Below are 11,145 nucleotides of genomic sequence, written 5' to 3' on the forward strand. Positions count from 1 at the left end.
TCTCCTTGCGGCCGCCCGTTTCAGCCCGCGTGCCGCCGGCCGCGGCCGTACACCAGCAGCATCGCGATGATCACCAGGCCGTAGGCGACCTGGCGGCCCATCTCCGGGATCTGCATCACGGAGAGGATGGATTGCAGCAGCGTGATCACCACCACGCCGACCACCGTGCCCAGGTAGGAGCCGCGGCCGCCCAGGATGTGGGTGCCGCCCAGCACCACGGCGGCGATGGCGGGCAGCTGGTAGGCGTCGCCCATCGCCTGGTAGGCCTTGGTGGAATAGCCTGTGAGCAGCACGCCGGCCGCCGCCGAACAGGCGCCGGCGATCACGAAGCACAGCAGGGTGACGCGCCGCGTCGGCACGCCGGAAAGATAGGCCGCGCGCTCCCGGTTGCCCACCGCGTAGACGCCGCGCCCGAAACTGGTCCGGTGCAACAGGAATAGCGTCGCGCCGCCCACCACCGCCCACACCAGCAAGGCGTTGGGGATGCCGAGCAGCGAGCGCCCGGTGGCCAGCAGATGCATCGCCGGCGTAGCGCGGTCCTGCGGCGCGAAGCCGCCGGTGTAGACCACGATCAGCCCCTGCGCGACGGCGTTGATGCCCAGGGTGAAGATCATCGAGGGCACGCGCAGGTAAGCGACGCCGATGCCGTTGAGCAGCCCGAGGGCCGCGCCGCACAGGATGCCGAAGGGAATGGCGAATGCGCCGGCCGCCCCGCCCCACCAGTCGGCGGCGGCCGCCGACATCATGCCGCCCACCGTCACCACCCAGGGCACCGACAGGTCGATGCCGCCCAGCAGGATCACCAGCATCGCGCCGCTGGCGATGATGCCGAGGAAGGACGCGATCTGCAGTTGCAGCAGCAGGTAGTCGGGCGAGAGGAAGTTGCTCGAATAAAGGCTGCCCACCAGCAGCAGCGCGACGGTGCAGGCGGCGCCCGCCATCACCGGCAGATGGCGTGAATTCCTCAGGCGCAGGGCGAGCGTCGCCATGGCTTCACCGGAACAGCGCCAGCCGGTTGCCCACCCGCAGCAGCCGCAGCGAGCCGAAGCTGACCGCGGCCAGCAGGATCACGCCCTGGAACAGCGGCTGCCACAGCGGCTCCATGTCGAACACGAACAGCAGGTCGCCGATGGTGCGCAGCGCAAAGGCGCCGAACACCGACCCGATCGCGCTGCCGAAGCCGCCGGCGAGCGAGGTGCCGCCCAGCACCACGGCCGCAATGGAGTTGAGCGTGTAGACGCCGCCGATCGCCTGCGACGCCTCGCCCGAGTAGGTGACGAAGGTGAGCAGCAGGCCGCCGACGGCAGCCAGCAGGCCGGCCAGCGCGTAGGTGGCCAGCGTGGTCCGCCCCATGGCCACGCCGGACATGTAGCTGGCCGCTTCCGACGACCCCATGGCCAGCGCGGCGCGCCCCAGCACCGAGCGGCGATAAGGCACCCACACCACCAGCACCACCACGAGCAGCACCGCCAGCATGGCCGGCACGCCGCCCGGCAGGCTGCCGGTCAGCGCGTCCGCCAGGCCGGCGTGGACGTCGCCGCCGGGAACCGGGCGCAGGCCCAGCGCCAGCCCGAAATAGATGATGCCGGTGGCCAGCGTGGTGATGATCGGCTGCAGCCGCCCGAACACGATCACCAGGCCGTTGACGAGGCCGCAGGCGGCGCCGGCCGCCAGCACCGCCACCACGCCGAAGCCGGCCTGCAGCGCGGAGCCGACCACCAGGTGCGAGGCGATGCAGTTGGCCAGCACGAACACCATCCCGACCGACAGGTCGATCCCCCCCATCAGCACCGGCAGCGTCTGCGCCATGGCGACGATGGCCAGCAGCACGCCCTTGTTGGCCGCGGTGGCCAGCACCGCCCGGTCCCAGCCGACCGGGTGCTTGGTGATGTACAGCGCGAACAGCGCCGCGAACAGCGCCACCGCGCCCATCGTGGCGCGCTGCTCGCGCAGCCGGTAGCGCCAGTCCGCGTTCATGCAGTCGCCTCTTCGTTCAGGTTGAGCGCGCTCGCCACCAGCGCGTGCTCGGTCAGGGCCCCGCCTTCCAGCCAGCGCACGATCCGGCCGCCGTAGAACACCGCGACACGGTCGCAGCAGCCGATCAGCTCGGCGTAGTCGGTGGAATAGAACAGCACCGCGGCGCCTTCGTCGGCCAGGGTGCGCACCAGCGCGTAGATCTCCTGCTTGGTGCCCACGTCGATGCCGCGCGTCAGGTCGTTCAGCAGCAGCACCCGCGGTTCGTTCAGCAGCCACTTGCCGATCACCACCTTCTGCTGGTTGCCGCCCGACAGCGTGCCCACCGCGTCCTCCATGCTGCCGGCCTTGATCGCCAGCCGGCGCACGATGCCGGCGACGGCGCTGCGCTCCTGCGCCAGCCGCAGCACGCCCGCGCGGCTGAACCGGTCCAGCGCCGCCAGGCTCAGGTTGTCGTTGACCGACATCGGCAGCAGCAGCCCGTCGGTCTTGCGGTCCTCCGGCACCAGGGCGATGCCCAGGGCCTTGGCCGCGCGCGGCCCGCCGATGCGCGCCCGCCGCCCTGCCACCAGCACCTCGCCGCCCACGCCGCGCAGCACCCCGAACAAGGCCAGGAACAGCTCGCGCTGGCCCTGGCCGTCCAGCCCGCCGAGGCCGACGATCTCGCCCGGCCGCACGGCCAGGTCGACGTCGTGCAGGCGGCCGGCCCACGTCAGGCCGCGCACCTCCAGCGCCGGCGCCGCGCCGGCGGCCTGGGCGGCCGGCTTGGGCGGAAAGACATGCGCGAGGTCGCGCCCGATCATCATCTCCACCACCTGGGCGTCGCTGCGGGTGCCGGCCGGGAAGCTGGCCACCTCGTGCCCGTTGCGGAACACCGAGCATTCGTCGGCCAGCTCGGTCACCTCGTTCATGCGGTGCGAGATGTAGACGATGGCCAGCCCTTCGTCACGCAGCCGCCGCAGCAGCGCGAACACGCGCTGCACCTCCGCCGCCGGCAGCGCCGACGTCGCCTCGTCCAGGATCAGGATCTTCGGTGCGCGCGCCAGTGCCTTGGCAATTTCCACCAGCTGGCGCTTGGACAGCGGCAGGCTGGCTACCGTTGCCAGCGGATGGATGTCGCCGGCGCCGGCGCGTTCCAGCGCCGCCTGCGCGATGCGGCGCTGCGCCTGGCGGTCGACCAGGCCGAAGCGGCGCGGCGGGTTGGTGATGCAGATGTTGTCGGCCACGCTCAGGTCCGGCAGCAGCGACAGCTCCTGAAAGATGCAGGCGATGCCGGCGGCCACCGCATCCTGCGGGTGCGAAAACTGGCGCTGCTGCCCCTGCAGCAGGATGCGCCCCTCGTCCGGCTGCACCACGCCGGCCATCACCTTGATCAGGGTGGACTTGCCGGCGCCGTTCTCGCCCAGCAGCGCATGGATGCGGCCCGCGGCGCAGGCGAAGCTGGCGCGCTCCAGCGCCCGCACGCCCCCGTAGCGCTTGGACACCTCGACCAGCCGCAGGACGGGGTCCGACACGGATGCCGTCAGTTGTTCTTTTCGTCCTTCGCCATGATGTCCGTGGCCTTGAGCGTCACGTTGCAGGGCGGGAAGTCGGTGGTCGTGAAGAAGTTGTCCGTGAGGTTCGGGAAGTAGTTCTCGCCCGCCTTGAAGTTGGGATGGGTCACCGTCGGGATCGGCACCGAGATCATCTGCGGCATCACCTTGCCCTGCAGCGCCGCCACCGCGGCCTTCATCGAGATGGCCACCAGCCCCGGCGACTGGCCGAGCGACGCGCACAGCAGGCCGTCCTTGGCCCGCTCGGCGCACAGCTTGCGAAAGCCGTTCTCGGCCTCGCCCGCCACCGGGATCATCTTGTGCTTGGCGTCGATCAGCGCGCGCACCGCGCCGGTGGAGCCGCCCTGCACGAACATGCCGGCGAAGCTCTTGTGCACGGCCACCGCATCCGCCACCGCCTTCTGGGCGGTGCCGTCGTCCCAGTTGCCGACGACCTCCACCACCTCGAACTTGTTGCCCGGGGCCTCCACCACCTTGCGGAAGCCCAGGTGCCGGTCGCGGTCCACCGAGTTGCCCGGCACGCCGCGCACCTCCAGCAGCTTGCCGGACTTGGACGGGATGTTCTTGACCAGCCATTCGCCCGACTGCTGGCCCATGGCCAGCTGGTCTTCGTTGACCATCATCACGTCGGTGCTGTCCAGCACGTTGTCGAAGGGCACGATCACCACGCCCTTGGCGTTGGCGCGCTTGATCACCGGCGCGAAGGCGGTGGGGTTGACGGCGATCGTGACGATCGCGTCGTAGCCGGAGTTGATGAAGTTGTCGATCGCCGCGATCTGCGCCGCCACGTCGGTGCCGGTGGAGACGATCTTGAACTCCTTGAGCTGCGACTTCATCTCCGGGGTCGCCGCGTAGGCCTTCGCCATCTTGATCATCTGGATGCGCCACGTGTTTCCGACGAAGCCGTTGGCGAGCGCGACGCGGTACGGGCCCTTCTTGGCGGGCCACTGGAAGTACTTGGTGCTGGCGTCCCAGGGCTTGAAGCAGCCGGGGTTTTCGCCCGGACCGCTGACGACGGCCGGCCCGGCCGCGAGCGCCGAACCGGCGATCAGCGCCGCCGCAGCGGCGACGGTGCATGTGCGTGAAATCATGGATGCCTCCTTGGGTGGGAACCAACGGCCGATGGCGCTTGCGCGCCGCCGGCACCCAACTCAGCGCCCGCTTCTGTCCTGCTGCAGGCTGCGCAATCATCATACGATCACACCAATTCAGGCTGCCAGAGGGGCGGCCTCGGGACTAACCCTAGGCCCGGACGCCGGGCTGCGCGGCAGTCCCGCCGCGGAGCTCCGGTCGCCCTGCGCCGGCAGCGGCATCGGACAAGTCCGATCCGGGTCGGACGATTCCCCGGCGCAAACCGGAACCAGCCGACCGGCCGGATCAGGAAGGGCCGATGTCGGCGCGGCCGGCCGCCGCCCATAGTGGATGCACGTTCCTGCCATTCACGGAGGCCCCTCATGATCGAGTCCACATCCTGCGAATTCCAGCTGCAGTTCCGTTCGCTGTTCGACAGTGGGCGGGGTTTTGCGTTTCCCTGCGACCCGCAAGGGCAGGTCGACCTGAACCACCTGAACGAGCGGGCACGCAACAACTATCTGTATGCGCGGGCGATGGTCGGCCGCGAGCTGTGCTGGCCGGCCGTCGTGACGGCGCAACTGCACTGACCGCGGCCGCTGCCGGTCGGGCCGGCGCCGTCGCCCACCAGCTGCGGCAGGCGCTACCCCGGTTGGCCGTCCAGCAGCCAGGCGAGCGCCTCCGGCTCCGCGTCGAACACGCGCATCTGCAGCCCGACGGCAACCGCCGCCTGCTCGGTGTTGCGGGTGATCTCCCCCGGGGGAACGATCGAGGCGAGCTTGAACAGCAGCTGCAGTTTTCCCGCCCCCAGTTCCCCGATCAGGGTCTGCTCCTGCCTGGTCAGCCGGCCTTCCACCCGGCGCAGGTCGATCAGCACGCGGTCGTCCTCGTAGCGGTCGACGTCGCCGGCCACCAGCAGGGTCAGCTCGGCGAATTCCCGCAACGAGGTCGGGCCGGCCACGTTGTACCGGACGTAATCGGGGTGGCGGTCGACGGTCACTTCGAATGGCATGGTCCGAGTCTATCGTCCACGGCGGCCCGGCCGTGCACTGCCCAGCAACGACCGACAGCAGCGACGGGCGCCCGTCCTACACTCCTGCCCCAGCCATTGGAGGAAAGTCGTCTCAGCAACGGCACGACCATGGCAATGGACACCCCAGTCAGCACCGAACTGCAGCGCCACGCGCTGCAGGCCTCGACCGAGCAAATGATCCTGGCGCGGCAGCTTCCCACGCGCACCGTGGCCCTGGTGCTGGCCGGCGGGCGCGGCTCCCGGCTGCAGGACCTGACGGACCGCCGGGCCAAGCCGGCGGTCTACTTCGGCGGCAAGTTCCGCATCATCGATTTCGCGCTGTCCAACTGCATCAACTCCGGCATCCGCCGCATCGGCGTGGTGACTCAGTACAAGTCGCATTCGCTGCTGCGCCACCTGCAGCGCGGCTGGAATTTCCTGCGCGGCGAATCCAACGAGTTCATCGACTTGCTGCCCGCGCAGCAGCGCGTGAACGAGGCGTTCTGGTACCGCGGCACGGCCGATGCGGTGTTCCAGAACATGGACATCCTGCGGGCCTACAACCCCGAGTACATCCTGGTGCTGGCGGGCGACCACATCTACAAGCAGGACTACTCGCTGATGCTGCTGGACCACGCGCAAAGCGGCAGCCGCTGCACCGTGGGCTGCATCGAGGTGCCGCGGATGGATGCCACCGCGCTGGGCGTGATGGCCATCGACGAGAACCGGCGCATCACCAACTTCCTGGAGAAGCCGGCAGATCCGCCGGCGATGCCGGGCAAGCCCGACCGCGCGCTGGGCAGCATGGGCATCTACGTGTTCGACGCCGATTACCTGTACGAGATGCTGGACGCGGACGTGGCCAACGACGGCTCGGACCACGACTTCGGCAAGAACATCATTCCGCGCATCGTCGCCGACGGCCAGGCCCTGGCGCACCCGCTGAACCTGTCCAGCGTGCCGTGGACCACCCGCCACAACCCCTACTGGCGCGACGTCGGCACGGTGGACGCGTTCTGGGCCGCCAACCTGGACCTGGCGTCGAACATGCCGGAGCTGAACATCTACGACCGCGAGTGGCCGATCTGGACCTACCAGGAACAGCTGCCGCCCGCCAAGTTCGTGCCCGACGAGAAGGGCCACAACGGCGAGACGGCGAACGTGATGGTCTCGGGCGGCTGCATCGTTTCGGGCTCGGACCTGCGCGAATCGGTGCTGTTCTCCAGCGTGCGCATCCATTCCTGCTGCCGCATCAGCCAGGCCGTGTTGCTGCCGGACGTGGAGGTGGGCCGCGGCTGCCGCCTGAGCAAGGTGGTGATCGACCGCGGCTGCAAGCTGCCCGATGGCATGGTGATCGGCGAGAACGCGGAACTGGACGCCGGCCGCTTCTACCGCTCGGACAAGGGCGTGGTGCTGGTGACCAAGGCGATGCTGGAGAAGCTGGCGGCGCCGGCCGGCGAATAGCACGGCGAAACCGCATCAGGCCAGCGGTTCCGGGCCCACCAGGGCAAGGCTACATCGTTCCAGGAATATTGGGATCGTTGACCGGATGAGGCGAAGCTGAAAGGGCCGTCAGAACGGCGAGTTCAGGCCCGGCGGCATTTTCTTCATGCACCGATGAAACTGGTCGCCGTCCAGCCAGGCCTGCACCCATTGCCGGGTGGCGCGACACGCCTGTCCGTCGAACCAGGCGGGATCCACGGCGCGGAACTGGCGCACGAAGGGGAAGACGGCCAGGTCCGCCGCGCAGGGGGCGATGCCGCCCAGCCACGGGGCAGTCGCCAGGCGCTCCTCCAGGGCGTGCAGCAGGCCGCCCGCGGCCTCGTCGCGGTGGAAGGCGGGCGTGGCGTCGACAGCACGCTGCGGATACTTGTACAGGTCGAGCTCTCGCTTGAATGGGCCGTCGTTGAGCGCAACCAGCGCCTGGTTGCCCGGGGTCTGCGCCCTGCTCCACCAGCCCTGCTGGTCCCGCCCCTCGAATGCCCAACGCATGATGTCCAGGCTCTCCTGGATCACCCGGCCATCGGGCAAGACCAGGACCGGCACCGTTGCCTTTGGCGACACCGCCAGCAACCCAGGGGGCTTGTCCCTCAGGACGATCTCATGGGCGTCAAACGTGACCGATGCCTGCAGCAGCGCCATTCGCGCACGCATGGCGTAGGGACAGCGGCGATAGGTGTAGAGCAGCGGGAGGGCCAGGGAAGCTTTCGGCACGGTGAGGGGCTGCGGCTGACAGCGTGGCAAAGGACAAGCGCTGGCGGGCGCTTGCGCACAGGGGCCTGATTTTACGGACCGCAGAACAGCGGTTCCCGCGTCACCGCGCGTGGCAGCGCCACTGGGTGCCGCAGCAGGCGCCTCGCGGAAGCGGGCACGGCCGTTATGGTGCTCGATGAAGCCGGAGGGCAGCCCGTGCCCTGATCTCCAGGACATCGTTCGTATCGGGCTTCAAAGAGCGCTCGGCTCTTCTTGGAGGTAAGTCTGCGTCCGTTCAATGGCTGATGTCAGTGCCGACAGCAAACGGGTTGCATGCGTCCGCAGCCGAGTCCATGCGGGTCGCTCATTGCGTCTGTTCCGGAAAGTGCTTCGGATGGAAGGCTCTTAACTTCGGCCAAGAACAGTTCTACGGCTGCGCGTTGCTGATCCTCTAAGTGCGAAGCCGCTGCACTCACTACGCCGTGACCGAAATCAAGTATGTCCTGGTGAAGCTGCCATGCAGCGTTTTCGCCATCTTCAGACCCGACCTCATGTGACATTCCTTCGGCAATGACGGCCAGGAATTCCACAGAATAGTAAAAACAATTGTGGAAGACCTCTTCAGGTGAGAGGGAGCGTTCTGTTGTCATGCCGGCTCAAGGTTAGTTGGTGCTGGTCCATATGGCGACGGTTGCGCAGAAATACGGCCGGGCAGCTACCGCAACAACCTCCTTCAGCCTTAGCGAACTACCGTTGCGCCACCTACTTTGGAGGCCCCACAAAGAATTGCCACATGAGCAACCCCCACGCGTATGCGGCGCCCAGAGAAACAGCAGTCACAAAGGCCATCAATGGCCAATGACCATACGCGTCGAAGATCCAGACCATGCCGGTCGCAGCTGGTATGCCAAAAGCGATCAGTGAATACCACATAAAGACACGCTTCCTTTTGGGGGCGTTACCGATGCGATGCATACGTTCTGCGTTCATTTGATGTTCCGGTGTGTCACTGACACTGTGAAGGGTCCATTGGCGGGGATGATTGCATTGCGTTGTACAGGTATATGCCGCCAACGACCACAACAGCACCTACGCCAAGTGTTGCCGCCCCAAGAGTCGATCCTGCCATGGCTGCCGTTGCTGTCGCATCGCTGATAGCGATCTCACCAAGGCTGGTAGCGGTCCCCCAAACACCGCCCGCGACCGCCCCCGCGCCAGCACCAAGACCCATCGCTCTAGCGACGGTTAAACCGAGATTTGGGCCGGAAGCGTATTGGGCCGCCGTACATGTACAGGATTGCTTGGCTGGCCTTCCTCTTGCCGGCACCGGGGATCCGCGTCCGCCGCCACTGCCTTGTCCCATGAGGCCTATTGGATCAACGAAGCTGAGTGCAGCATTATTGACATAGCTGAATCTGTTAGGACCTGCAGCCATACCGACAGGATCCGGCTGACTGTACCTGCCCTGCGCCGCGTTGTAGCTGCGGAAGTAGTTGTAGCTCAGATTCGATTCTTCGTCGAAATACTGCCCCGGGAAGCGCAGGTTCACCTCCAGCGCCGTGTCCGTCGCATTGAGCGCCACGTCCTGTTTGCTGCCCGTTGCCTTCGGATTCGGCGTTGCCTTCAATACCCCGGTGGGCTTGTTGCTGCCGAAGGCGCTGTACGGCCATTGCCACACCGGCTTGTTGACGTCGTCGGTGATCAGCCGCGGCGTTCCCAGGTGGTCGGCATGGACCGCATAGAACCTGTTCCTGCTGTAGATGCCGATCGGGATCGCCTGGCCATCATCGGTGGGGAGCCAGATGTCGACGTTCGTTCCGGAAGCGGTTCTTCGAGGGTGCTTTGAACCTTTCCTCCACCTCAATGGGACGTGGGCTGCAGCTGAAGGTCACTCGTGCTAGCGTGTCCTGGGTTAAGCACAAGGACTGAAGTTGCGAAGCGTTCAAGAACAGCCCACTCGCCGTCATGAACGGAAACCACGGTGGCCGGTGTGGTCAAGCCCAAGAAGGACGAGGCTGATCGGCATGCCGCCGTCCGAAGGCATTCAGCAAAATTGCTACTGCGTCCATTATCCGGAGCAAGGGGGGCTAATACGATGGAAGCCTGTTCACCAGTCACCCGGCGCTTCAGACCGATCGATGCGGTACCACTTGGAATCGTCTTGCCGGAAGGCCAGAGCCCGTAGGTCAGTACTGCTCCGTCAGTGGGCCTGGAAACCGTTTCCACAATCCATTGACCGCTGTAGGTCAGAGAGACGGGACGCCATTTCATTTCTCCGTAGTCGCGCATCCAGTGGCGCTGGATGTTGGCCAAGCCGGCATCTGAGAAACACCAGGCAACTACCGAAAGCAACAGCGCGGTTATGACTAGCGAAGCCGACACTATGAATGGGACCGATTTCCAGTTCTTTGATTTCATGTGAAGCTATCGAACGGGTCGTGGGAGACCACCCGGACTAATAGACGTTCCGGGTACATTTTGGCCCAGTCCAGCCGCAGCGTTGGCGGCTCCCTGCACTGCTGCTTGCGTTGCGTCCTGCACTTATTGCTGGGTATAAGGAGGCGGTCCCATCGCACCTTTTGCAGCCCATTCCTGCAGAGCTTGATTCATCAGACTAGCGGTGACCGCCAAGTCAAGGGCCTGCTTGGTATTTTGTTCGGCCTCGTATAACTTCATAACCTGCTGACGATCGCATAGCAGGCGGCGCCGCCCACAACGACTACGACAGGAAGCCAACTTTTGCCGGTAGGATCCATTTTGGAAACCGGATTCCCTGCGGCATAGCTGAAGATTTCCGATGTCAGTCGCTCGCACGCACGCAGAGAGAATTCAAGAGTCTTGGCAGCGGAGCGACCACGAGCAGCATACCAATCAGGAGGTGCAGCCAACCAGCCTTTTCGAAATCTAAAGTGGCGAAGAAGATGATAGGCAAAAGCGCCGGCACAGCGCGCCACTTCGTGATTGGCGTGCGAGCTAATAGGAAGACTGCAACCAGCAGTGCCACAAGTCCGCTCAACACGGAGATGCTCGGATTGCTCGCGGCCTGCACCTTGCCGAAACCCCAGACAATGACCGGCAAACCGAAGATTGCGGGCAAGAAGCTGCTCCAAAATGACGCCACACCTCGGCGGATCCCCGCCACTGCGACCCAGAGGTAGAGTAGTCCACCGACGGCAAGGACACAGTACCCCCCCAAAATGACGAATCCGAGCGCTCCGGCACTCGCGCGAAGGAGCGCGGTTCCGACTTCCCCAATGGGAACTGCAGTCAATACGAACGCGACCGCGAACAGGCACTCAAGGACGAACAGCCAATTGGCGACCCTGAAAATCATGGCTACTC

Annotated in this window: 13 protein-coding genes; 2 read left to right on the forward strand and 11 right to left on the reverse strand. The window is 66.0% G+C overall.

The annotated features are described in order from the left end of the window. Positions 1-20: 20 nt before the first annotated feature. From ACFPOE_RS07285 to ACFPOE_RS07300, 4 genes are read right to left on the reverse strand one after another with little or no spacing between them, the layout of a single operon-like run. On the reverse strand, positions 21-989 hold the full coding sequence (locus ACFPOE_RS07285) for an ABC transporter permease (protein WP_376849365.1): 969 nt from the start codon (positions 987-989) through the stop codon (positions 21-23). 4 nt (positions 990-993) lie between these two features. After that, entirely contained in the window at positions 994-1,977 is a 984-nt protein-coding gene (locus tag ACFPOE_RS07290; RefSeq protein ID WP_376849367.1) for an ABC transporter permease, read from the reverse strand. Beyond that, positions 1,974-3,500 (reverse strand): sugar ABC transporter ATP-binding protein, encoded by a 1,527-nt coding sequence (locus tag ACFPOE_RS07295; RefSeq protein ID WP_376850618.1) that lies wholly within the window; start codon positions 3,498-3,500, stop codon positions 1,974-1,976. The genes ACFPOE_RS07290 and ACFPOE_RS07295 overlap by 4 nt, the downstream gene beginning before the upstream one ends. Continuing rightward, positions 3,497-4,618 (reverse strand): sugar ABC transporter substrate-binding protein, encoded by a 1,122-nt coding sequence (locus ACFPOE_RS07300; protein ID WP_376849368.1) that lies wholly within the window; start codon positions 4,616-4,618, stop codon positions 3,497-3,499. Before ACFPOE_RS07300 ends, ACFPOE_RS07295 begins: the two co-directional genes overlap by 4 nt. A 363-nt stretch (positions 4,619-4,981) precedes the next feature. Between ACFPOE_RS07300 and ACFPOE_RS07305 the strand changes: the two genes are divergently transcribed. After that, positions 4,982-5,188 carry a hypothetical protein gene (locus tag ACFPOE_RS07305; RefSeq protein ID WP_376849369.1) on the forward strand — a complete coding sequence of 69 codons (207 nt, stop codon included), beginning with the start codon at positions 4,982-4,984 and terminating at the stop codon, positions 5,186-5,188. 53 nt (positions 5,189-5,241) lie between these two features. Here ACFPOE_RS07305 and ACFPOE_RS07310 read toward each other — a convergent pair whose 3' ends face one another. Then, positions 5,242-5,610, reverse strand: a complete 369-nt coding sequence (locus ACFPOE_RS07310; protein ID WP_376849370.1) for a SpoIIAA family protein — start codon at positions 5,608-5,610, stop codon at positions 5,242-5,244. 135 nt (positions 5,611-5,745) lie between these two features. On the opposite strand from ACFPOE_RS07310, the gene glgC reads away from it, so the two are divergent. After that, positions 5,746-7,074, forward strand: coding sequence for a glucose-1-phosphate adenylyltransferase (gene glgC / locus ACFPOE_RS07315; RefSeq protein WP_376849371.1), 1,329 nt, complete (start codon positions 5,746-5,748; stop codon positions 7,072-7,074). A 108-nt stretch (positions 7,075-7,182) separates the two neighbouring features. Here glgC and ACFPOE_RS07320 read toward each other — a convergent pair whose 3' ends face one another. The 6 genes from ACFPOE_RS07320 to ACFPOE_RS07345 all read right to left on the reverse strand — a co-directional run bounded on the left by ACFPOE_RS07320 (position 7,183) and on the right by ACFPOE_RS07345 (position 11,137). Then, positions 7,183-7,824 (reverse strand): glutathione S-transferase N-terminal domain-containing protein, encoded by a 642-nt coding sequence (locus tag ACFPOE_RS07320; protein WP_376849372.1) that lies wholly within the window; start codon positions 7,822-7,824, stop codon positions 7,183-7,185. 287 nt (positions 7,825-8,111) lie between these two features. Continuing rightward, positions 8,112-8,453, reverse strand: coding sequence for a hypothetical protein (locus ACFPOE_RS07325; protein ID WP_376849373.1), 342 nt, complete (start codon positions 8,451-8,453; stop codon positions 8,112-8,114). A 112-nt stretch (positions 8,454-8,565) separates the two neighbouring features. Beyond that, a complete protein-coding gene (locus ACFPOE_RS07330) occupies positions 8,566-8,793 on the reverse strand; it encodes a hypothetical protein (protein ID WP_376849374.1) in 228 nt (75 codons plus the stop codon). A gap of 16 nt (positions 8,794-8,809) precedes the next feature. Then, complete coding sequence (locus ACFPOE_RS07335) at positions 8,810-9,667, reverse strand: RHS repeat-associated core domain-containing protein (protein ID WP_376849375.1); 858 nt, start codon at positions 9,665-9,667, stop codon at positions 8,810-8,812. Further along, entirely contained in the window at positions 9,664-10,221 is a 558-nt protein-coding gene (locus ACFPOE_RS07340; protein ID WP_376849377.1) for a hypothetical protein, read from the reverse strand. The genes ACFPOE_RS07335 and ACFPOE_RS07340 overlap by 4 nt, the downstream gene beginning before the upstream one ends. Positions 10,222-10,603: 382 nt before the next feature. Further along, entirely contained in the window at positions 10,604-11,137 is a 534-nt protein-coding gene (locus ACFPOE_RS07345) for a hypothetical protein (protein ID WP_376849379.1), read from the reverse strand. Positions 11,138-11,145 lie beyond the last annotated feature (8 nt).

Origin of the sequence: Caenimonas terrae, assembly GCF_042655405.1 — a bacterium.
In the GTDB taxonomy this organism is placed as follows: domain Bacteria; phylum Pseudomonadota; class Gammaproteobacteria; order Burkholderiales; family Burkholderiaceae_C; genus Ramlibacter; species Ramlibacter terrae_A.

What these genes read in the sequence shown, in the direction of transcription:
- ACFPOE_RS07285 (WP_376849365.1), bottom strand. Translation starts at nt 989, where the DNA reads ATGGCGACGCTCGCCCTGCGCCTGAGGAATTCACGCCATCTGCCGGTG.
- ACFPOE_RS07290 (WP_376849367.1), bottom strand. Translation starts at nt 1,977, where the DNA reads ATGAACGCGGACTGGCGCTACCGGCTGCGCGAGCAGCGCGCCACGATG.
- ACFPOE_RS07300 (WP_376849368.1), bottom strand. Translation starts at nt 4,618, where the DNA reads ATGATTTCACGCACATGCACCGTCGCCGCTGCGGCGGCGCTGATCGCC.
- ACFPOE_RS07305 (WP_376849369.1), top strand. Translation starts at nt 4,982, where the DNA reads ATGATCGAGTCCACATCCTGCGAATTCCAGCTGCAGTTCCGTTCGCTG.
- ACFPOE_RS07310 (WP_376849370.1), bottom strand. Translation starts at nt 5,610, where the DNA reads ATGCCATTCGAAGTGACCGTCGACCGCCACCCCGATTACGTCCGGTAC.
- glgC (WP_376849371.1), top strand. Translation starts at nt 5,746, where the DNA reads ATGGACACCCCAGTCAGCACCGAACTGCAGCGCCACGCGCTGCAGGCC.
- ACFPOE_RS07325 (WP_376849373.1), bottom strand. Translation starts at nt 8,453, where the DNA reads ATGACAACAGAACGCTCCCTCTCACCTGAAGAGGTCTTCCACAATTGT.
- ACFPOE_RS07330 (WP_376849374.1), bottom strand. Translation starts at nt 8,793, where the DNA reads ATGAACGCAGAACGTATGCATCGCATCGGTAACGCCCCCAAAAGGAAG.
- ACFPOE_RS07340 (WP_376849377.1), bottom strand. Translation starts at nt 10,221, where the DNA reads ATGAAATCAAAGAACTGGAAATCGGTCCCATTCATAGTGTCGGCTTCG.
- ACFPOE_RS07345 (WP_376849379.1), bottom strand. Translation starts at nt 11,137, where the DNA reads ATGATTTTCAGGGTCGCCAATTGGCTGTTCGTCCTTGAGTGCCTGTTC.